A 19,548-nucleotide genomic window follows, 5' to 3' on the forward strand; every position below is an offset into this window, starting at 1 on the left:
GCCGCTAAAGCGTTTCGTTGCGTCTCGACCCGCGCGGACAGTTCGCACGCACCCCTGCCGGTTCGCCGCGGGCTCACTCCTCGTCGTCGCGAAGTTCGAGATCGGCGACGATCTGATAGGGATCGGTCCCCTTCCGGATCGAATCGAGCATGAAGAAGGCCTCGTCGGGCGCGAGAAAGTGCCTCGTGATCCCCCGACCGAGCGGCGTCGGCTCGAACCCGTCGATGAACTCCCATTCGAGCAGCTTCCCGACCGCGTGTTTCGTCGGCACGTCGCCGATCATTCGGTCGTTGAGCCGCTTCGCCTTCTTGCCCGCGACGACCACGTTTGCGAGCGTCTCCTCGACCGCCGCCGTCTCGTCGTAGTGGGTCGCCACGTCTTCCATCTCGCCTTTGAGCAGGGTGAAGGCGACCTCGTCTTCGGTGCGTTCCATCGAGTTGTGGTAGACCCCGTCAGGCTCGACGAGGAGGTACACCCGCCCGCGGTCGTGGTAGTCCGGGCGTCCCGCCCGCCCGAGCATCTGGGAGAACTCCTGTACCGAGAGCCATTCGATCCCCATCGCCAACGAATCGAAGATCACCTGCGAGGCGGGGAAGTCGACGCCGGCGGCGAGCGCCGCGGTAGTGACGACCGCCGACAGGTCCTGGTTCCCGAACTGGCGTTCCACCTGCTTGCGCCGCTTGTAGTCGAGACCGGCGTGATACGGCGCGGAGTCGTACCTGAGCTTCCGGCTGATCTCGTGGCATCGCCGGCGGGAGTTCGTGAAGATGATCGTCTGTCCCCGGTACCCCTTCGAGGACTTCGTGTCGAACTCCCGCTTGACGAGCTTGTCGGCGATGTCGGCTTTCTCGCGGCTGTCGGCGAAGGTGACGTGGCGCTCGATCGGGACGGGCCGCTCCTCGAACTCGATCAGCGTCGCCCGCAGCTTCTCGGCGAGCCACTCGGGATTCCCGACCGTCGCCGAGAGGTAGACGAACTGCGTGCCGTCGTACCCCGAGTGCGTCTCCATCCGGTCTTCGCTGTAGTACTTCAGCCGCGAGATGAGCCCGTCGAGCCGGTGGCCGCGCTCGCCTTCCTTCAGCGTATGGACCTCGTCGATGACGACCGTCCCCACGTCGCCGAGGTCCTTGCCGGTCCGGAGCGCGTGGTCTATCCCCTCGTAGGTGCCGACGATCACGTCGGCGTTCGGGTCGAATCGGTTGCCGTCATCGTTCACCCGGGAGGATCCGACGCGGATCGAGACGTCGAGCAAGTGGCCGTAGCGGTCCTCGAAGTCCTCGTGCTTCTGGTTGGCGAGCGCGACGAGCGGGACTAAAAAGAGGAGCTTCCCGTTTCCCTTCAGCGCGCGGTCGATCCCGGTCAGCTCGCCGACGAGCGTCTTCCCCGTCGCGGTCGCGCTCACGACGAGCTGGTCGTCGCCGTCGAGCAGACCGTTCCGCACCGAGAGGCTCTGTACCGGGAGCAGTTCGTCGAACCGTCCCTGGACGTGGTCCGCGAGATCGGGGTGGAGATCCAAATCGGCGGTCGACACCGGCGAGACGTCGTCGACGTTCGCAGACACCTCGTCGTACTTCGTGAGATCCGGGTCGAGACCGCCCTGTAACAGATTGACGATCCGATCTAAATCACCGGACTCGTACAGTAGCTCTTCGAGACGCTCCTCGGCCGCGCCCGTGAACTCGCCTTTGTACGACAGCTCCCGCTCCAGTTCCCGCCGAGCACAGTCTTGACAGATCAGCTCGTCGTTGTGCTCGATCGCGGTATCCGCCGTTATCGGTCCGTACCGTCCGTCGTTCGCACACCGTCGGCAGGTTCGCACGGTGAGCGCCTCCAGCTGGTAGCCGTCCAACATCGCTTCGAGGCGCTCGCGGTTCTCGGGGGCAGTCTGCTCTGATATCCGAATCCTATCGGCCGCACGCGCGAGGTCGACGAACTCGTCCGGTCGTCGGGGTTCGTCCTCCCCGTCGCGAACGACACGGAACTTCCCCGGTCGAGGTCCCGCGGACGTCTCCTTGAGTTCGAGCCGCCCGCGGAGCACCCGGTTACCGTCGCGGACGGCGACGACGGTGTAATCGCTCCGCGCCTCGTGGAGAAAGAGCGTCTCGACCTCGGCCAACTGCTGTGACACTGCCCGTCGATACGCGAGCGAGGTATTTCAGGAGTTCGGCTCGACGTCTCTCCGTCTCGCCGTCTTCCGAGTAGCCGTCGAGCGTGGCGAAAGCGCCGCTGTTCGGACGCGACCCGTGCTCGAAAAGTCCGAGCGGTCGTCTACGAGACGAGCAGCTTCTCGCCGCGCTCGACCGTGATGCGACACGGCGGCGAGAGCTTGTTGTACGCGCGGCGGAACGCCTCCTTCACCACGGGTGCCTGGTCGACGTCGCAGTAGGCGGTGAAGACGATGTCGTCTTTGTTGAGTCGCGCGGCGGTCCCGACCGGCTTACCGAACGCCTGCCGCATTCCGTCGGAGACACGGTCCGCGCCAGCGCCGGTCGCCTGCTTGTTCTCCCGGATGACCTGGTGGGGGAACTTTCGCAGCGTCATCTTGTAGTTCCCCTCGCCGAGTTCTTTGATGAGGTGGCGGTTCGCAGAGAGGCGCGCGCTCTCTAAGGAGCCGTGACGGATCTGGAGCTCCTCTTCGACGCGGAGGCTGATCTGGACGGGGTAGTCGTCCGGCTCCGCGGACAGGTCGCCCATGTTGTGCTGTGCGATCTTCGAGCCGGGGATACCCGTGATGTATTCGCGGCGGGTGTAGGACGGCTTATCGATCGTCCGATACATAGAGGCGGGTTTATCAGACATGGCTACTTGTCCGATGTAGCCTCCGCTGCGTCGATAAAGCCTTCGATACGGCGGCGTCGCACCGTCAGACCGGTCGGTCGCGGATACCGCCGTGCTGGCGTCACTCCGGCGACGGATCGAGCGCGACGTGGTCGAACCCTCTCTCCGCCAGCCGCTCTGCGGCCCGGTCCGTTACCGACGGTGCGACGAGGACCCCGCGAACCGCGAGACCGCGCTCTTCGGCTTCCACCTCTTCCTCTAGCGCCCGCACGTACCGCGCCAGCTGTCCGACGGCGTCCGGCCCCACCCGCCGCCGTTTCAGTTCGACGACGACCGGAGTGCCGTCGGCGTCGACGCCGAACACGTCCATCGGGCCGGCGCTGGAGGGTCGTTCGGTCGCTTTCGGCTCGAACCCCTCCTCGACGAGGTCGGGGCGTTCTAAGATTCGCGTTCGAAGGTCCTCCTCGCTGCCATGGAGGGTGAGGTCGCGCCCCCCGGTGACGGCCATCGCCGAGAGCTGTTGTACGTCCTCGAAAGCGACGGTGAGCGTCTCGGCTGGATTGGTTCTCGCAGAGACCACGCGGAGCCGCCCCTCGCGCACCGCGGCGCGGTGCTCGGATCCCGGCGGCTGCCAGTTGACCGGCTGGCGTCCCTCGTCGGTGTGGACCAAGGCGGCCCCGTCGGGTTTCAACACGAGAAGTCGGTCGCCCGCACCGAGGTCGGACGCGGCGCGTCCCTCGTAGGTGACCGAACAGCGCCCGAACAGGCTTATCAGGTCGCCGCGCTCGAAGGCGTCCTCCAGTTCCCACAGCGCCTCGCGGTGGCTCGGGTCGTGGACGCTGGTGACTGTCACTGCTCTCCGTACGCGTCTGTCGTTCAAAAAGGGAGCGCGTGAACGCCGGTCGCGTCGGTCGGGCGGTCGGCTGTTTATACCTAGCCGGGAGCGGATCGGCGGAGAACGTCTCCAAAGCCCCAGTCTTGAGCCCCAGTCTTGAGTCCCGTCCGCGCAGCACCGCCCCGAACCTCACGCCTCCCCAGCCTCGTCAGTCGCCTCCGCTTCGCTCCGTCGACCGACTCCAGCGAGAATCTTCGATTCTCTGGCAGCCAGCGCTACGCGCGGCGACCTCGCGGGCTCCTCGCGGCCGCCGGTGGCGGCCGCTCGGAAGCGCCCCACTGCGTCTGTCGAATAGATACTCCTGTTCAATAAATGCACAAAACGCCCGATCGACCGCTTAGGTCCCGTGCTCCCAGCTGTCCATATACTCGCGCTGTTCGTCGGAGAGCGCGTCGTGTTCGACGCCCTCCGCGGCGAGTTTGATCTCGGCGACCTCTCGGTCGAGTTCGTCGGGCACGTCGTGGACGCCCGGCTCGTACGCCTCGCCGTTCTCGGCCAGTTCGCGCACGACGACCGCCTGCACGCCGAAGCTCTGATCCATCACTTCGACCGGGTGGCCGAGGGCGATGGGCGCGGCGAGGTTGACGAGTCGGCCCTCCGCGATGACGTTCAGGACGCGCCCGTCCTCCATCTCGAACCCCTCGACGCCGTCCCGGACCTCGTAGCGGTCGACCGCGAGGTCGGCGAGGTCCTCCAAGTTCACCTCCACGTCGAAGTGACCGGCGTTGGCGAGCAGCACACCGTCTTGCATCTGTTCGAAGTGCTCGCGGGTGATCACGTCGCGGTTGCCGGTGGTGGTGATGAACACGTCGCCCGACTTGGCAGCCTCTCGCATGGGCATGACCTCGTACCCCTCCATGTGGGCCTCCAAGGCCTTCCGCGGGTCGACCTCGCAGACGATGACGTTCGCGTTCTGGCCGGACGCCTTCTTCGCGACACCCTTCCCACACTGGCCGTAGCCGCCGACGACGACGTCCTTGCCGGCCCACGAGAGGTTCGTCGTCATCGCGATGGTCGCGAGCGACGACTCGCCCGTGCCGTGGACGTTGTCGAAGAGCTGTTTCATCGGCGTGTCGTTGACGGCGAAGACGGGGTAGTGTAACTCTCCGTCGGCGTCCATCGCGCGCAGGCGATCGACGCCGGTGGTCGTCTCCTCGGCCCCGCCGACGATCGAGTCGATCAGATCCGGGTACTCCTCGTGAACGAGCTTCACCATGTCCATCCCGTCGTCGACGGTGATCGTCGGCTCGTGGGCCAGACAGGCGTGCATCGCGTCGTAGTACGCCTCGTCGTCGACGCCGCGGACCGCGTACGAGGTGATCGACTCGTGGGTGTCGAGCGCGGCCGACACGTCGTCGTGCGTCGAGAGCGGGTTACAGCCGGTGATCGCCACCTCGGCTCCGCCGTCCGCGAGGAGTTCGACGAGGTTCGCCGTCTTCGCCTCGACGTGCATCGCCATCGCGATCGTCTCGCCCGCCAGCGGCTGCGTCTCCTCGAACTCCTCGCGGAGCGCGTTCAAGATCGGCATGTGCTGGAGCGCCCAGTCCATCTTCCGGCGGCCCTCCTCCCGAGCCGCCTCCACGTCTGAGAGGTGCTGTGATACCGGCGCGTACGCGGTTTCGCTCATACTCGCAGTTCGCTCACGCCGCACTAAACCCTGCCGACAGGGACCCGACGAAAAGAATCTGTATCGTCCGCGATCCGGTCACATCTCGCAGGCCGCTCCGAACGCCGGTCTACGGCGGCCCGTTTCCGTTTCCGGGGCCGTTCCCGTTGCCGGCTCCGTTTCCGCTACTGGAGTCGTCGTCATCGTCCGCGTCGCTGTCGTCATCGTCTGTGTCATCGTCGTCCGCGTCGTTCTCATCCGCGTCGTCCGCATCATTTTCCTCGGCCTCGTCGTCATCCGCATCATCTTCCTCGGCCTCGTCGTCATCCGCGTCGTCCTCCTCAGCGTCATCTTCCTCAGCCTCATCGTCGTCCGCGTCGTCCTCCTCGGCCTCGTCGTCGTCCGCGTCGTCGTCACGATCGGGGCCGGCGTGGTCCGGGGGCCCGCGCCTGTCGTCTGCGTCATCGCCGTCGTCCGCGTCGTCGTCACTGTCCGGGCCGACGTTCTCGGGCGGCCCCTGCTCGCCGCCGTTTCCGTTTGCGTTCCCGTTGCCGTTGCCCGCGCGGTCCGGCGCGTTGCCGGGGCCGTCGCTCGCGTTCTCGTCCCCGTTGCCCGGGTCGTCAGGAGCGCCGGCGTCATCCGGCGCGTTGCCGGGGTTGTTCTCTCTCACGAAGTCCGAGACTGCGGCACCGATGCCGCCCTCGCGGTCGCCGATACGGTCGATGAAGTCACGGACCAGCTGTCCGAACGGGCCTCCCGAGGACGGCTCCTCCGCAACCGGTTCCTCGGCCTCCTCGACGGTCAGGTCAACCGTCGCCGCGATCGAGTCGTTCCCGACGGTCGCGGTCACGTCGACCGTGACGTTCTCCTCGGGCGCGGGCAGAGTCACCGTTCCGTTCTCGTCCGTCTCGTAGTCTCCCTCGCCGACGTACGTGACGTTCTGTCCGTCGGCCGTGGTGACGTTGACCGAGGCGTTCTCGACTCCGTCGCCGCCGTCGGTCACCGTGACTACCGGCTCGCCGTCGTCGATCGCCACGTCGAGCCCGAGTTCGGATTCGGGCTCGGCCGTCGCTTCGAGGTCGACCGTCGTCGACGCGCTCCGGTTGTCAGCGGTCGCTGTCACGTCGACCGTGACGTTCTCCTCGGGCGCGGGGAGCCCGACCGTTCCGTTCTCGTCGGTCGCGTACTCGCCCGCTCCGGCGTACGACTCGTTGGTCTCGTCGACGACGGTGACGTTGACCGTCGCGTTCTCGACTGCGGTACCGTTCTCAGTCACTGTCACTGTCGGTTCGCCGTCCGTGTCCTCGACGCTTACGCCGAGCTCGCCGTCGGCGGCCGCGACGCCGGCCATCGCGCCGAGCGCGACGACCGCGACCACGAGCAGCGCAACCGGTTTCGTCCCAATCGTTCTGTCGCTCATGTCCACTCGGGTCGTGCCGCCGGTATCACATAAAAAGGAAACTCCGTTAACGCGGTTTAATTCGGTTTGTGTCCCGGTTAACGCGGCTGTACCGGTGTTTTCAGCTAGCGGCGGTTAAACCGGAAGATCCTCCGGACTCGGCCACGGTCCCCCCCCCTCGATCGGCGACGGGTCACTCTGGCGCGCGAACCGGTCGGGCGTCCCGCGCGCCGTCGGCGGCGGCTTCGCGCCGCGGATCTGTGCTACCGCTGTGTTTTCCCGACGGTCGTCACACGCCCTCTTCGAGACGCCGGTATCGGTCGCGGAACCGGGACAGACAGGAGGAACAACAGAAGTGGTACACCTCGCCGTCGATCCGGGCCGTCTCGCCTTCGCTGTCCACCGTGTTCGAACACTCCGCACAGGTCAGCGCGAACTCGACCCCGTCGATCGAGGGCGTCCACTCGACCTCGTCGACGAGCGTGACCGTCCAGTCGTCGACCGCGAGCCCCTCGAAGATCCCTCCGAGCCACTCCCGGACGGCCTGCCCCCCGACGCGGGCGTAAAACCGGAGGTCGCCCTCGGCGGTGACGAACACGTGCTCGACGGCGTCGGCCTCGCGGAGGCGCTCCCGAGCCGACTTCCGCGTCTCAGAGTCCGAACCGGCCGCGACCGCGAGATCGACGTCGACCATGACGGGGACGCCGCCCCGGAGCTTCGTCCGATCGACGTCGACGGTGAACCCCTCGATGACGCCGGTCTCCTCCAGCCGGGTAACCCGATCGGAAACCGCCGGACCGGACAGCCCCACTCGCTCGCCGATCTCGCTGAACGGCCGGCGGGCGTCCGCGGCCAGAAGCGAGAGGATCTCCACGTCTGTCTCGTCTAAATCGCGCATATCGAAACCGAGACACGGCTTCCACAAGAATGTTGTCCGCGATACTTTCGAACCGAAACTCGAACGCCAGATAGAGCGGTGATATCGAAGCGACAACCCACAAAGCCCTCGCTCCCCTACCGAACGGCGTCATGGAACTGACTATCGCCGTCCGAGGAATGTCGTGTGAACACTGCGAACAGAGCGTCGAGGAGGCGCTGTCGGGCGTCGCCGGCGTCACGACCGCGCGCGCGGACCGCGAGCGCGACGCCGCGACCGTCGAGGGGGACGCCGATCCCGACGCGCTCGTGCGTGCGGTCGAGGACGCGGGATACGAGGCGTCGGCGTAGGTCACTCCGGTTGCCGGCTCGGCGGATGCCGGCCCGCGGACTAGCGGCCCGGATGGCTCACGGCCCGACCGCCTAGCGGTTCAGGGTGTGTATCGCCTGTCCGCGGGCGTTCTCCGCGGCTTCCATCACCGCCTCCGCGAGCGTCGGGTGAGTGTGAACCGTCGCCGCGACGTCTTCCAGCGTCGCGCCCATCTCGACCGCGAGCGCGACTTCCGCGATCAGCTCCGAGGCCTCCGGGCCGACGATCTGCCCGCCGAGCACGAAGCCGGTCTCCTCGTCCGCGACGATCCGAACGAACCCTTCGGTGTGGCCGGTCGTCATCGCACGGCCGGAGGCGTTGAAGGGCATCTCGCCGACGACGGGGGTGAACCCGGCCTCTGCGGCCTCGGCCTCGGTCATTCCCACGGTTCCGACCTCGGGATCGGTGAAGACGGCCGCGGGGACGGCCTGCCGGTCGAGCGCGGCCGGCTCGCCGGCGATCACCTCGGCGGCGACGATCCCCTCGTTCGAGGCCGCGTGGGCGAGCATCGGATCGCCCGCGACGTCGCCGACCGCGTGGATGTGTTCGACCTCAGTGCGCGTCCGGTCGTCCGTCTCGATGAACCCGCGGTCGTCCGTCTCGACGCCCGCGTCTTCGAGGTCGAGTCCGTCGGTCACGGGCTGGCGGCCGACCGCGACCAATATCTTGTCGACCGGATACGACGACGCCTCGCCGTCCTCCGTCTCGGTGTGGAGCAGGTACCCCCCGTCGCCGCCCTCCGACCACTCGCTCGCGCCCTCGCCGAAGTGGAAGGTCACGCCGAGCTCCTCCGCGCGCTTCCGGACGAGTCGCTTCACGTCGTCCTCGTAGGGGTCGAGGATGTCGTCGAGCATCTCCACGACGGTCACGTCGGCTCCGAGCTTCGCGAACGTCGTCGCGAGCTCCATGCCGATGTAGCCGCCCCCGACGATCCCGAGGCGGTCGGGCACCGCGTCGGCGTCGAGCGCGTCGGCCGAGCTCCAGACGTGGTCGTCCGAAAACTCGAAGCCGGGAATCTGGATCGGCCGCGAGCCGGTCGCGACGACCGCGTGCTCGAAGGCGATCGACTCCGACCCCTGTCCATCGCCGCCGTGTGCGACCCGGACGGTCGTCTCGTCGACGAACGACACCGTTCCCTCGACCAAGTTCACGCCGTTGGCCTTACAGAGCTTCTCGACGCCCCCGGTGAGCCGGTCGACCACGCCGTCTTTCCACTCGATCATCTTGCCGAGGTCGACTGCGGGGTCCGCGTGAACGCCCATGAACTCCGCGTTCCCGGCCTCGTGGGCCAGTCCAGCGCCCGTGATGAGCGCCTTCGAGGGGATACAGCCGCGGTTGAGACAGGCTCCGCCGTAGGCGTCCTTCTCGACCAAGGTCGTGTCGAGTCCCTCCTGTGCGGCGCGGATGGCGGCGACGTAGCCGCCAGGCCCAGCGCCGATGACCAGTACCTCCGTTCCCGTCGTGACGTCTCCGACTACCATTGTTCGTTGAGTAACAGCAGGGGTTCTTCTAGGTGTTCCATGACGGTGTTGACGAACTCGGCCGCGACCGCGCCGTCGACGACCCGGTGGTCTATCGACAGCGACAGCGGGAGTGTCGGGGCCGCGACGACCTCACTGCCGTCTCCGCGGCCGACCGCGTCGCCGCCCGCGACCCCCGCACCGCCCACACCGCCGCGGTCGCCCGTTCCGTCGCCGTCGCGCTCGCGCACGACGGGCCGCTTCTCGATGGCCCCGAGGCCCAAGATCGCGGTTTCGGGGTAGTTGATGATCGGCGTGGCGTACTCGCCGCCGATAGCGCCGAAGTTCGTGATGGAGAACGTACCGCCCTTCATCTCGCCGGGCTTCAGGGTCCGGTCCCGAGCGCGCGCGGCGAGGTCGGAAATCTCCCCGGCCAGCTCGAAGAGCCCCTTCTCGTCGACGTCCTCGACGACGGGGACCATCAGTCCCGCGTCGGTCGCGACGGCGACCCCGAGGTTGTACTCGTCTTTCAACACGATCTCCTCGTCGTCCTCGCGCAGCTCGCTGTTGAGGACGGGATACTCCCTGAGCCCCGCCACGATCGCCTTCATCACGAACGGCATGTAGGTGAGCTTCACCCCGCGCTCCTCGGCGACGGGTTTCAGCCGCTCGCGGGCCTCGACGAGCCGGTCGACCGCGACGGTGTCATGGTGGGAGACGTGCGGCGCGGTGTACTTCGACCGCTCCATCTGCTTGCCGATCGTGCGCCGCACGCCGCGGTAGGGGATCGTCTCCGCGCTCTCGACGGAGCCGGCAGTGTCGACGGGGTCGGCCGAACCGCCGGACGCCCCGCCCGTCTCGTTCGCCGCCCCGTCGGCCGGAGCGGTCGCCGAATCGGTCGCGTCGAGGTCGACCACGCGGGGCGACGGCCGAGCGGACTCGTCGCTCGTTTCGGCTCCGTCCGCCCCTTCCAACTCCAGCGCGTCGGCGTACGCCCGCACGTCGGCCTCGGTGACGAACGCCTCACCGTCTCGGGTCTCCTCCGTGGGCACGTCGTCGACGTCGACGCCCAGTTCGCGGGCGACCTTGCGGGTCGCCGGCGTCGCCAGCGTGGTCTCGCGACCGGCCGGCTCCGGCGCGGCCTGCGCGGTCCCGGCGGTTTCCGTCCCGCCTCGTTTCGTGACCGCGGTCTTCCTCTCGTCTGCGCCGCCGGGGGACCGGGGCGTCGGCGCGTCGTCGGGGTCGCCGACGACCACGTCACCGTCGTCTGCTCCTAGACCCTCCTCGGCGTGCGCCCGCACGTCGGCCTCGGTCACCCGGCCGCCGGGGCCGCTCCCGTCGACCGCGCCGATCGCCACGCCCAGTTCGCGGGCGAGCCGTCTGGCCGACGGCGGGGCGAACGCTCGGCCGGCGGTGACGGCGGGCTCCGTTTCGCCGTCGGAAACGGGCTCCGGCTCGTCATCGGACGCGGGCTCCGGCTCGTCGTCTGACGCCGCTTCTGTCCCCTCGTCTGCCGAAGATTCCTCGTCGGTCCCCTCCTCCTCGCCGACGCGGAACGAGATGATCACGTCGCCCACGGGGACGACGTCGCCCTCCTCGACGAACAGCTCCTCGACGACGCCGTCGTACCGCGACGGCACCTCCACGAGCGCCTTGTCTGTCTCCACCTCCGCCACCGGCTGGTCTTCCTCGACCCGGTCGCCGGGCGAGACGAGCCAATTGACGAGTTCGCCCTCCGCGACACCCTCGCCGACGTCTGGTAGCGTGAACTCTTTGACTGACATATTCAGAACTCCACCGCCTCCCTGATACCGTCCTCGATGCGCGCCGCAGTCGGGAGGTAGTAGTCCTCGAGCGCGTACAGCGGGTACGGCACGTCGAACCCCGTCACGCGTCCGACCGGCGCTTCCTGATACAGCAGCGACTCCTCTTGGATGAGCGCGGTTATCTCGCCGGCGAGCCCGCCCGTCTTCGGAGCCTCGTGGACGACGACCGCGCGGCCGGTCGCCTCGAACGCCTCCACGATCGCCTCCCGGTCGAGCGGGGAGACGGTCCGGAGGTCGACGACCGCACAGTCGATCCCCTCCTCGGCGAGCGTCTCGGCCGCCTCCAGGGTCGGCCGGGTCATCGCGCCGTAGGTGAACACGGCGACGTCGTCGCCCTCGCGCCGCGTGACCGCCTCGCCGATCGGGACGGTGTACGGCTCTTCGGGCACCTGCTCGCGGAACGCCCGGTAGATGAGCTTCGGTTCGAGGAAGACCACGGGGTCGGGGTCGCGGATCGACGCCGCCAAGAGCCCCTTCGCGTCGTGCGGCGTCGAGGGGATCACGACCTTGAGCCCCGCCTCGTGGGCGTACAAGGCCTCCTTCGACTCGGAGTGGTGTTCCGGCGCGCGGATGCCGCCGCCGTAGGGGGCCCGCAGCGTCAGCGGGACCGTGAACTGCCCGCGAGTGCGCGCGCGAAACCGGGCCACGTGCGAGACGATCTGGTCGAATCCGGGATACATGAACCCCGAGAACTGGATCTCGGGGACCGGCCGCAGCCCCATCGCGGCCATCCCGACCGCGCAGCCGACGATGCCCGACTCCGCGAGCGGCGTGTCGACGACGCGGTCGCCGCCGAACTCGTCGAACAGGCCCTCGGTCGCCCGGAAGACGCCGCCGTTCTTCCCGACGTCTTGGCCCAACACGAGCACGTCGTCGTCCTCGCGCATCTCGGTGTACAGTCCGTCTCGAACCGCCTGCACCAGGGTGAGGTTTTGTGTCTCGGTCATTCACTCCTCCAAGAAGGCCGCGTCGCCGCGCGACTCGCGGACCGCGGCGAGGTCTTCGTGCTGTCGTTCGAGTTCGGATGGGACCTCCGCGTACGCGTGCTCGAACAGCTCTCGCGGCTCCGGTCGCGCCGTCGACTCCGCCGCCGCGATAGCGTCTGCGACCCGCGATTCGACCGCGGACTCGACCTCGGCGACGCGCTCCTCGTCGAGCACCCCCTCCGAACGGAGGTACGCCTCCAGCCGCGGGATCGGGTCCTTCTCCCGCCACCGCTCGACCTCGTCGTCGTCGCGGTAGACGGTCGGATCGTCGGCGGTCGTGTGCGCGCCGAACCGGTACTGTATCGCCTCGATGAGCGTCGGTCGCGGGCGGTCCGCCTCGGGGTCGCGCGCCTTCTCGACCGCGGCCTCAGTGACTCGATACACCGCGAGCGGGTCCATCCCGTCGACCTGCACGCCGTCTATCCCGTACGCCTCCGCCTTCTGTGCCAGCGTCGCGCTCCGCGTCTGCCGTGCCCGCGGAACCGAGATGGCCCACTGGTTGTTGTTACAGAAGAACACCGTGGGAGTGTCGAACACGCCGGCGAAGTTGACGCCCTCGTGGAAGTCCCCCTCGCTCGTCGCCCCGTCGCCGAAGTAACAGCAGAACACCTCGTCGGTCCCCCGCAGCGAAGCCGCCCACGACGCCCCCGTGGCGTGGGGGACCTGCGAGGCGATGGGGACGGCGACGGGAAAGACGTTGACCCCGTCTTCGACCCGGTTCCCGTCCGGGTGGCCCATCCAGTAGAGCAGGGTCCGCTTCAGCGAGCGCCCCCGAACGAAGCCGGCGGCGTGCTCCCGGTAGGACGGAACGATCCAGTCGTCGTCTCCGAGCGCCGCGGCGGAGCCGACCTGCGCCCCCTCCTGTCCCGACAGCGGCGGGTACGTCCCCATCCGGCCCTGTCGCTGGAGGCTCACCGCCCGCGCGTCGAAGTGCCGGGCGAGCCGCATCTGGCGATAGATGTCGACGAGCGTCTCGTCGTCGACGTCGGGAACCTCGCCGACGACCGCGCCGTCCTCGTCGAGCACGCGGACCGGATCGTCGTACGGCCTGTCGAACACGCTCACGGTCGGACCCACCTGTTCATACGTAAACCCTCCACCGCCCGGGTATTATTGGTTTCGCACCGGGTTTGAGACGGACAGAAATAGCCCAGTGAAGTGCAAAAACGTCCAGCGAATGATGGAATAATCAGACCAACTCGAATGGTTTGAAGTGCGATCAGAGAGATTTCTGCCGACATCGGTGCGTACGGAGATACCCCGTCCGAACGCGACCGATGTAGACGAGTCTCAGACGGCGTGCGACTGCGCGCCGGCCCGCCGCCGCCGATACCGACGACACCGGCGGCGGACCCCGCTCATCCGAGCCGGAAGGAGGGCTCGTCCGGCTCGCCGTCGAGGTCCTCCAGTTGGATCACTTCCTCGTCGCCGTCTTCCAACTGCTCGCGGAGGTAGTTGACGTAGCGTTTGTGCTCTTCTAACTGCTCACGGAGGTGGTCCGCCTCCAGCTCCAGCCGCTCGTGCTCGCGGACGAAGCTCTTCGGGACCTCGATCTTCGGGGGGAACGACTCCCCGCTTTCGCCCATGCTATCCAGTTCCGCCTCCGGAACGACCCGGACCTGTCCGTCGTGGGCAACCAGCGTATCCACGTAGTCCCGGAAGACCGCCGAAAGCGAGATGTCCCGCTCTTCGGCGATATCGCGGAGGGTCTCGAACGCGTCCTCGTTGACGCGGAACGAGATCGTCTTGTTCTTGTTGCCCATTACCGGACCATTCGTCGCGCAGAATACTTAAACGTTTGTCAGACGGTCGCAGGATTCGCGTCGCGACCGACCCGAGAGCGGGCCAAACCTTCGATCTGGCCGCGAGGGGATTCGACCGGCCGACCGTTCACAGACCGTACGGCCGACGCGACACGCTTCCGCGCTACAGATCCGGCGTCTCTGCCGGTTCGTCGGCCGCGGAACCGCCGGATCCGTCTTCGCCCGCGGAACCGTCTCCGGCCAGCTCGTCGCCGTCGCTCTCGTCTAAGTCTTCGAGCGCAGACAGCGCCGCGGCCTTGTACGTCTCGGGGTCGAAGTCGTACTCCTCGCGGGCCATCCGCGCGTACTCGTTCCCGTCGTCGTCGAAGGCGGCGACGCGCTCGATGGTCCGGTTCGCGGTCTCTACGACCCACCGATCGCGGGTCGCGGCGTCGACTTCGGTGATCGACTCGGGGCGGACCGACACCCGGACGGTGCCGTCGTCGGTCTCGTACGTCCGCGGTTTCCCCACGACTGCGACGTAGGCGGGGGCGTCGAGCTCACGGAGCTTCGAGGCGGCCTCGGGCTGGTACTGGCCGGCGTACACGAAGAACGTGCCCGTCGGGTCGACGATGCGACCGCGCCAGTACTCCGAGTCCTCGCCGACGTCTTCCTTCTCGGTCAGCGTGCCGACGAAGAACACGCGGTTCGCCGACTCGCCCGTCGGTAACAGCGCGTACACGGGTGCGCGCTCGTCGTCGGACTCGGTGAACGTGAAGCCGGCGTCGTTGAACTCGGTCGCGAACACGCGGCGGGCGACCTCTCGGCTGGGTGCTGATTGGCTCATTCAGATCGACCTCGCTTCGATCAGCGCGCTCTCCGCGTCCACTTTCCCGGGCTCTTCCATCTCGTCGACCAGGACGTATCGGCGGAACGTGGGTCCGGTGACGCGGTAATACCGGCCCAACACGTCGTCGGCCATCTCCTCTGCGACGACCGTGGTGTCGAGCGCGTCCATCGCCATGTCTTTGGCTTCTTCGAGGGTCATGCCCGTGAGGTCCTCGGTCGCCTCGCGGTCGAAGATGACCTCGGTGACCGTCTCGCCGTCGTCTAACACGCCCTTGATCCGGAGGTCGAACTCCCCGTCGACCTGGCCGTGTTCGGAACACCGTCCGTTCTGAAGGACGCGAGTGCAGTCGTCCTCGGGACAGCGCTTGATCAGCCCGGACCCGGACTGGATGTCGACCAGTGCGCCTTCGACGGTGTCGGCGTTGTCACCGACCTCGATCGCCTCGTCGATCTCGGTGATCTGGGTCGTCCGGTTGAGCTTCACCGAGTAGCTCCCCTCGTACTCGTCCGTGACGACGTTCGAGAGCTCGTAGCACGCGTCCTCCTCCAGTTCGGGGAGGTCGGAGGTCTCGAAGGCGACGAACTTGATCGTGCCCGACTCGTCGCCGAGGAGCCCGACCTGCGAGATCGAGTCGCTGCGGGGCTCCCAGAGGTCGACCAGCTTCACGCGTACGTCGACCCACTGTTCGTCCTCGTCGATCTCGTTGACGAGGACCGACTCGCTGCTCCCCCGGCCGAGTTCGTCGCGCTCCATGCCGGCGTCTTCGAGGTAGCTGTTGGTGACGCTCCTGCTCGCCTCGTCGAGCGGCACGCGGTACTCGTCGACGAGCGTCTCAAGCCGTTCTTCGACGTCGTCGGGGGCCACGTCGAGGTGGTCCGAGAACTGTTCCGCTATCGCTTCCGCTTCCTGTCGCAGTTCGCTCATGGGTGTCTCCGCCTCCGGTCTGGTTTCACTGGGAGGCGTACGTCGGTTGGGTCCTCTTGGTATTAAAACGCCCGCCACCGCGGTGAAAGTGAATAGAACGGTGCGTTTCCGGCGTCTCACGGTTGTTTCGCGATCGGCCTCGAAGCCTCTTCGCCGTTCCCCGCGCCCGCGTCAGACGCCCGTCAGCCAGACGCGGGCTCCGTTTCGAGTGGAACGGTCCCACGCGAGACGGTCACAAGGTGGGCCGATCACAGGTACCCGTCGCGCTCGGCTAAAAGCAGTCCTTCGAGCGTCGCGTCGTTCGTCGGAGGCGAGCGCGCGAGTGACAGCGCCTCGTCGATCGGCACGGCTCGCGGTTCGAGGAACTCGTTGCTGTCGGCCTCGACGTCGACCGGTTCGAGCCCCTCGGCGACTACGTAGCCGCGCTTGTGGCGGAGCACGCCCGTCGAACACCACACCTCCTGTAAGAGCGCGGTCGAGTCGGGTGCGAACCCCGTCTCCTCGGCGAGTTCGCGCGCTCCCGCCTCGGTGTACGTCTCACCGGGCTCGACGATCCCCGCCGGCAGCTCCGACTGGGTGTTTCGCACGGTCGGACGGTACTGATCGACGAACAACACGTCGCCGTCGGCGACCGCGATCACGACGGTCGCGGGTGACAGCTCCGCCCAGTAGTACTTCTTCTCCGACCCGTCCGGCTGCTCGACGCGGTCGTATCCGCCGACGAACCACCCTTCGTCGTACTCGACGACGACCTCTCTCACCGGCCACTCCGGCTCGCCGGGCAGCGAGTGCGTGCGGCCGTCCGCGAACGCCGGGAGGTCCCGGAGGTCAGAAGCGGGCTCGCGGCGGTCGCGTGCGGGCGCGTCGCTCCCGCCGTCGTCGACGCTGTTCCCGCCTCCGATCGCTCCGTCGTCGCCACCGGTCACGGTCGAACCACCTCCACGCGGTAGGTCTCCCCCTCGTACCGGACCCGCGCCATCTCCGTCGTCGCGGCTTCCGGACGCTGTTGGACGAGCGATCCCATCTCGTCGAAGGGGCTGTGCGTGAACGGCTCTTTGATCCCGTACGGGCCGGTCTGGTACTCCGGAGAACGACCGTCGTCGCTCGTGAGCGCGCCCACGAGGTACGGATACCGGCGCTCGGAGACGTTTGTCACGTCGATCGCCGGCTCGTCGGTCTCGATCGGCTCGGCGGTGAGGTAGTAGGGGTCGCCGGTGCCGAGATAGCTCGGGAGCGCGCCCAGCGCGAGCAGCGCGACGACGACCAGCGCGATTGCGACGACGAGGTTCCGGGTGACCCGGCGCATACCCACCGTTGGCACCGCCGCGGAATACCGGTTTCGCCGTCGGCTGGCACCGCCGCGGAACACCGGTTTCGCCGTCGGCTGGCACCGCCGCGGAACACCGGTTTCGCCGTCGGCTCGTCGTCGTTCGCCCCAGTTCCCGATGCGTTTTAGCCGCCGGCGCTCCTTCCGGTGGGCATGGAGTACCGGTTCGAGCTGGCGCTCTGTGCCGCGCTCGAATCGCCCGACTCGGTCGTCGCGAGACAGCTCGGTGCCGGCGTCACGAACCCCGGCGGTCGGATCGTCGACGTCTGCGTGCTCACGCCCGGTCCCGGATTCGACCGCCGCGCGTCGATCACCGCCGACCGCATTCCCGACCCCGCGATCGAGGCGGCCGTCGGGCCGGGGGAGGCGGTCCCCGTCTCGGCGGCGTTCGACCTCCCGGCCGACCGCGCCGCCGCGGTAATCGACCGGGCGGTCGGCGTCGGCTACCTCGAACGCGATCGCCGCGACGGCCGGGCGGTCGTCCGCGCGACCGCACGGTACCCCGACGACTGGATCGGCTCGCTGACGGCGATCGAGAACAAGCCGGACCTGTCGACGCCCGGCGACCTGGCCGCGCAACTGCGCTACGACGTCGCGCTCGGATTATTCGACGAGGTCGTGCTCGCGACCGGCTCGTACGTCACGCGCGCGCATCTCAATCGAATTCCGGAGACCGTCGGAGTCTGGCGGTTCGATCCGGAGAGCGGCGACCGCGAGGTGGTTCGAGAACCGACCCGCCTCGACCCCGGCGCGTCGGGCGTCGAGATCCGCGACGAACGCGCGCTCCGAACGGACGTCGCGCTCGTCGATCCGGCCGAGAAGGCCCGCAAGCGACGCCGGATCGCCGAGCGCGCCTACGGGAAGGGGTGGCGACCGGACCCGCCACGGTGCGTGTACGCGCGGGCGACCGACGACGGCCGCCCCCACTGCGACCGCTTCGACCAAATCGTCGACCCCGGCCGCGACTGCGGCACGACCTGCGCCGCGTTCGAACCGGCCGACCCGCCGGCGCTCGATCGCGACCGGCTGCGCGACGCGCGAACCGCGTGGGTCGCAGATCCCGACGGAGCGGAGCCACGCCGACAGGCGAGCCTCTCGCGGTTCCGGTAGCGGTCCGCGGCCGCGCTCCGGTTCGCCCCACCGTCCGAACCGATACCGCGGTACCGTGTGACGTGAGAACTCTTATACGTCGACGGCGGAATCCTCTGGTATGGACGATATCGACGACGTGTTCGTCGCGCGACTGATGACGAGCGACCTCCACACCGTGACCCCGGACACACTCGTGGAAGACGCGGCCGCGGTGCTTCTCGACAACGACGTCAGCTCGGCGCTCGTCGTCGACGACGGGACGCTCGTGGGGATCCTCACGACGACCGACTTCGTCGACATCGTGGCCAAGAGCCAGCCGAAAGCCGAGACGACGGTCGAGCGGTACATGAGTCCCGACCCGATCACGGCGGGCGCACAGGACTCCGTCGCGGCCGTCGCGGCGACGATGATCGAACACGGCATCCACCACGTGCCCGTCGTCGACGGCGGTACCCCGATCGGTATCATCACCACCTCTGATTTCGCCGCGTACGTCTCTTCTCCGGAGGCCCCGTCGCCATAGTCCCCGAACTCCCGTCTATATTGCCGATATCTCTGACGCTAAGACTGCCGCCCCCGGCATATTTAAGTACACTCACCCGCTTTCGTCAAATGACGCTTCGCTTGGAGGGCCGAAGCGTCAGCGGGGACCTACTGAACGACGCGGCCGTGCCACTTTTTCCGGCACGGCCGCGCCGTTCGTTCCTTTCGACCGCCGAGCGATGCGGCCGTGTTCCGGCGTTTTCTCGATCAACCGGCTCCCGTCTCCTCAGAGGTTCTCTCTCTGATACGCGCCCGCGTACGTCTCTTCGTGGTCCGCCTCGGCCAACACCAACTGCGCGATCCGCGCTCCCGGCTCGATCTCGATCTCGTGTCCCACATCGAGGCGTCCTTCGCCGATTCCCTCGTAGCCCGCGTCCCACACCGCCGTGTCGAGCGTACACGAGTTCCGAAGCAGCGTCGACCGGGGGAGAACGAACCCGACCCGCTCCTCGGGTATCCGCACCGGCTCGCCGTACCGCACCACGTACGTCCCCGCGTCCAGGCGGTAGGCCCCGCCGTCGCCGCTCAGTTCCTCGCGTTCGCCGACGCGCTTCCCGTCGCGGCCGACGACTCCCGGCTCGGTTTGCTCGAAGACCGCGCCCAGCGTGAGGTCGACGCCGTTCGGCTGCCGCTGTGTGTCGTCGAGGTCGGCGTCGCCCGCTTCGAGCGCCGCTGCCACCGCCGCGCCTGAGTCGAACATACCCGCCCGGACCCGCGGGCGAGACTAAACCGTGTCGACCGCTCGATCCGTCGAACGCGGCACCGATCGTCGCCGCCCAGTTGCGGGCTGAGACAGCGATATTAGCCTTTATGGGCCTTAAACACTCGTTACGCCTATCTCTCTCGTGGTGTGTGATACCACACGCATTTCGGG

The 19,548-nt window shown here is 67.8% G+C and carries 19 protein-coding genes; 3 read left to right on the forward strand and 16 right to left on the reverse strand.

Translation table 11 applies throughout. The features are described 5' to 3' along the window. Positions 1-73 precede the first annotated feature (73 nt). The 6 genes from NO930_RS05900 to NO930_RS05925 all read right to left on the reverse strand — a co-directional run bounded on the left by NO930_RS05900 (position 74) and on the right by NO930_RS05925 (position 7,576). On the reverse strand, positions 74-2,128 hold the full coding sequence (locus NO930_RS05900; RefSeq protein WP_256402831.1) for a DEAD/DEAH box helicase: 2,055 nt from the start codon (positions 2,126-2,128) through the stop codon (positions 74-76). A gap of 140 nt (positions 2,129-2,268) precedes the next feature. Then, positions 2,269-2,799, reverse strand: a complete 531-nt coding sequence (locus NO930_RS05905) for a 50S ribosomal protein L16 (protein WP_256402832.1) — start codon at positions 2,797-2,799, stop codon at positions 2,269-2,271. Between the two features lie 100 nt (positions 2,800-2,899). After that, positions 2,900-3,631: an endonuclease NucS gene (nucS, locus tag NO930_RS05910; protein WP_137784365.1), complete on the reverse strand. Its 732-nt coding sequence runs from the start codon at positions 3,629-3,631 to the stop codon at positions 2,900-2,902. A 379-nt stretch (positions 3,632-4,010) separates the two neighbouring features. After that, positions 4,011-5,300, reverse strand: coding sequence for an adenosylhomocysteinase (locus tag NO930_RS05915; RefSeq protein ID WP_256402833.1), 1,290 nt, complete (start codon positions 5,298-5,300; stop codon positions 4,011-4,013). Positions 5,301-5,409: 109 nt separating this feature from the next. Next, complete coding sequence (locus NO930_RS05920) at positions 5,410-6,699, reverse strand: hypothetical protein (RefSeq protein WP_256402834.1); 1,290 nt, start codon at positions 6,697-6,699, stop codon at positions 5,410-5,412. Positions 6,700-6,967: 268 nt separating this feature from the next. Further along, on the reverse strand, positions 6,968-7,576 hold the full coding sequence (locus NO930_RS05925) for an AsnC family transcriptional regulator (protein WP_256402835.1): 609 nt from the start codon (positions 7,574-7,576) through the stop codon (positions 6,968-6,970). Positions 7,577-7,707: 131 nt separating this feature from the next. On the opposite strand from NO930_RS05925, the gene NO930_RS05930 reads away from it, so the two are divergent. Further along, positions 7,708-7,905, forward strand: a complete 198-nt coding sequence (locus NO930_RS05930; protein WP_137783123.1) for a heavy-metal-associated domain-containing protein — start codon at positions 7,708-7,710, stop codon at positions 7,903-7,905. A gap of 72 nt (positions 7,906-7,977) precedes the next feature. Here NO930_RS05930 and lpdA read toward each other — a convergent pair whose 3' ends face one another. The 9 genes from lpdA to NO930_RS05975 all read right to left on the reverse strand — a co-directional run bounded on the left by lpdA (position 7,978) and on the right by NO930_RS05975 (position 17,018). After that, the gene (lpdA, locus tag NO930_RS05935; RefSeq protein ID WP_256402836.1) at positions 7,978-9,405 is read right to left on the reverse strand and encodes a dihydrolipoyl dehydrogenase; all 1,428 of its coding nucleotides are present in this window, start codon (positions 9,403-9,405) and stop codon (positions 7,978-7,980) included. Continuing rightward, positions 9,399-11,168, reverse strand: coding sequence for a 2-oxo acid dehydrogenase subunit E2 (locus NO930_RS05940; RefSeq protein ID WP_256402837.1), 1,770 nt, complete (start codon positions 11,166-11,168; stop codon positions 9,399-9,401). Before NO930_RS05940 ends, lpdA begins: the two co-directional genes overlap by 7 nt. Positions 11,169-11,170: 2 nt before the next feature. Further along, entirely contained in the window at positions 11,171-12,157 is a 987-nt protein-coding gene (locus tag NO930_RS05945; protein ID WP_256402838.1) for an alpha-ketoacid dehydrogenase subunit beta, read from the reverse strand. Beyond that, positions 12,158-13,261 (reverse strand): pyruvate dehydrogenase (acetyl-transferring) E1 component subunit alpha, encoded by a 1,104-nt coding sequence (pdhA, locus tag NO930_RS05950; protein WP_256402839.1) that lies wholly within the window; start codon positions 13,259-13,261, stop codon positions 12,158-12,160. It abuts the gene before it with no gap. A gap of 293 nt (positions 13,262-13,554) precedes the next feature. Beyond that, entirely contained in the window at positions 13,555-13,959 is a 405-nt protein-coding gene (locus NO930_RS05955) for a DUF8146 domain-containing protein (RefSeq protein WP_004048800.1), read from the reverse strand. 163 nt (positions 13,960-14,122) lie between these two features. After that, positions 14,123-14,785: an RPA family protein gene (locus NO930_RS05960; RefSeq protein ID WP_137783118.1), complete on the reverse strand. Its 663-nt coding sequence runs from the start codon at positions 14,783-14,785 to the stop codon at positions 14,123-14,125. Next, positions 14,786-15,712, reverse strand: coding sequence for a replication factor A (locus tag NO930_RS05965; protein WP_256402840.1), 927 nt, complete (start codon positions 15,710-15,712; stop codon positions 14,786-14,788). It lies immediately after the preceding gene. Positions 15,713-15,960: 248 nt separating this feature from the next. Then, positions 15,961-16,614 (reverse strand): NUDIX hydrolase, encoded by a 654-nt coding sequence (locus NO930_RS05970; protein WP_425601444.1) that lies wholly within the window; start codon positions 16,612-16,614, stop codon positions 15,961-15,963. 20 nt (positions 16,615-16,634) lie between these two features. Further along, a complete protein-coding gene (locus NO930_RS05975) occupies positions 16,635-17,018 on the reverse strand; it encodes a hypothetical protein (protein WP_092567197.1) in 384 nt (127 codons plus the stop codon). Between the two features lie 174 nt (positions 17,019-17,192). Between NO930_RS05975 and NO930_RS05980 the strand changes: the two genes are divergently transcribed. Together NO930_RS05980 and NO930_RS05985 are read left to right on the forward strand one after the other, a co-directional pair. Next, on the forward strand, positions 17,193-18,149 hold the full coding sequence (locus tag NO930_RS05980; protein WP_256402841.1) for a DUF5787 family protein: 957 nt from the start codon (positions 17,193-17,195) through the stop codon (positions 18,147-18,149). A gap of 100 nt (positions 18,150-18,249) precedes the next feature. Next, the gene (locus NO930_RS05985) at positions 18,250-18,654 is read left to right on the forward strand and encodes a CBS domain-containing protein (protein WP_137782964.1); all 405 of its coding nucleotides are present in this window, start codon (positions 18,250-18,252) and stop codon (positions 18,652-18,654) included. A gap of 246 nt (positions 18,655-18,900) precedes the next feature. Here the strand turns inward: NO930_RS05985 and NO930_RS05990 are convergent, their stop codons facing one another. Further along, a complete protein-coding gene (locus NO930_RS05990; protein ID WP_137782963.1) occupies positions 18,901-19,374 on the reverse strand; it encodes a deoxyuridine 5'-triphosphate nucleotidohydrolase in 474 nt (157 codons plus the stop codon). Positions 19,375-19,548 lie beyond the last annotated feature (174 nt).

Source organism: Halorubrum salinum, from assembly GCF_024494575.1.
Taxonomy (GTDB): Archaea; Halobacteriota; Halobacteria; order Halobacteriales; family Haloferacaceae; genus Halorubrum; species Halorubrum salinum.

Excerpts from the sequence above, each read along its gene's own strand:
- NO930_RS05905 (WP_256402832.1), bottom strand. The coding sequence starts at position 2,799 with ATGTCTGATAAACCCGCCTCTATGTATCGGACGATCGATAAGCCGTCC.
- NO930_RS05915 (WP_256402833.1), bottom strand. The coding sequence starts at position 5,300 with ATGAGCGAAACCGCGTACGCGCCGGTATCACAGCACCTCTCAGACGTG.
- NO930_RS05920 (WP_256402834.1), bottom strand. The coding sequence starts at position 6,699 with ATGAGCGACAGAACGATTGGGACGAAACCGGTTGCGCTGCTCGTGGTC.
- NO930_RS05925 (WP_256402835.1), bottom strand. The coding sequence starts at position 7,576 with ATGCGCGATTTAGACGAGACAGACGTGGAGATCCTCTCGCTTCTGGCC.
- NO930_RS05930 (WP_137783123.1), top strand. The coding sequence starts at position 7,708 with ATGGAACTGACTATCGCCGTCCGAGGAATGTCGTGTGAACACTGCGAA.
- lpdA (WP_256402836.1), bottom strand. The coding sequence starts at position 9,405 with ATGGTAGTCGGAGACGTCACGACGGGAACGGAGGTACTGGTCATCGGC.
- NO930_RS05940 (WP_256402837.1), bottom strand. The coding sequence starts at position 11,168 with ATGTCAGTCAAAGAGTTCACGCTACCAGACGTCGGCGAGGGTGTCGCG.
- NO930_RS05945 (WP_256402838.1), bottom strand. The coding sequence starts at position 12,157 with ATGACCGAGACACAAAACCTCACCCTGGTGCAGGCGGTTCGAGACGGA.
- NO930_RS05955 (WP_004048800.1), bottom strand. The coding sequence starts at position 13,959 with ATGGGCAACAAGAACAAGACGATCTCGTTCCGCGTCAACGAGGACGCG.
- NO930_RS05960 (WP_137783118.1), bottom strand. The coding sequence starts at position 14,785 with ATGAGCCAATCAGCACCCAGCCGAGAGGTCGCCCGCCGCGTGTTCGCG.
- NO930_RS05965 (WP_256402840.1), bottom strand. The coding sequence starts at position 15,712 with ATGAGCGAACTGCGACAGGAAGCGGAAGCGATAGCGGAACAGTTCTCG.
- NO930_RS05975 (WP_092567197.1), bottom strand. The coding sequence starts at position 17,018 with ATGCGCCGGGTCACCCGGAACCTCGTCGTCGCAATCGCGCTGGTCGTC.
- NO930_RS05980 (WP_256402841.1), top strand. The coding sequence starts at position 17,193 with ATGGAGTACCGGTTCGAGCTGGCGCTCTGTGCCGCGCTCGAATCGCCC.
- NO930_RS05985 (WP_137782964.1), top strand. The coding sequence starts at position 18,250 with ATGGACGATATCGACGACGTGTTCGTCGCGCGACTGATGACGAGCGAC.
- NO930_RS05990 (WP_137782963.1), bottom strand. The coding sequence starts at position 19,374 with ATGTTCGACTCAGGCGCGGCGGTGGCAGCGGCGCTCGAAGCGGGCGAC.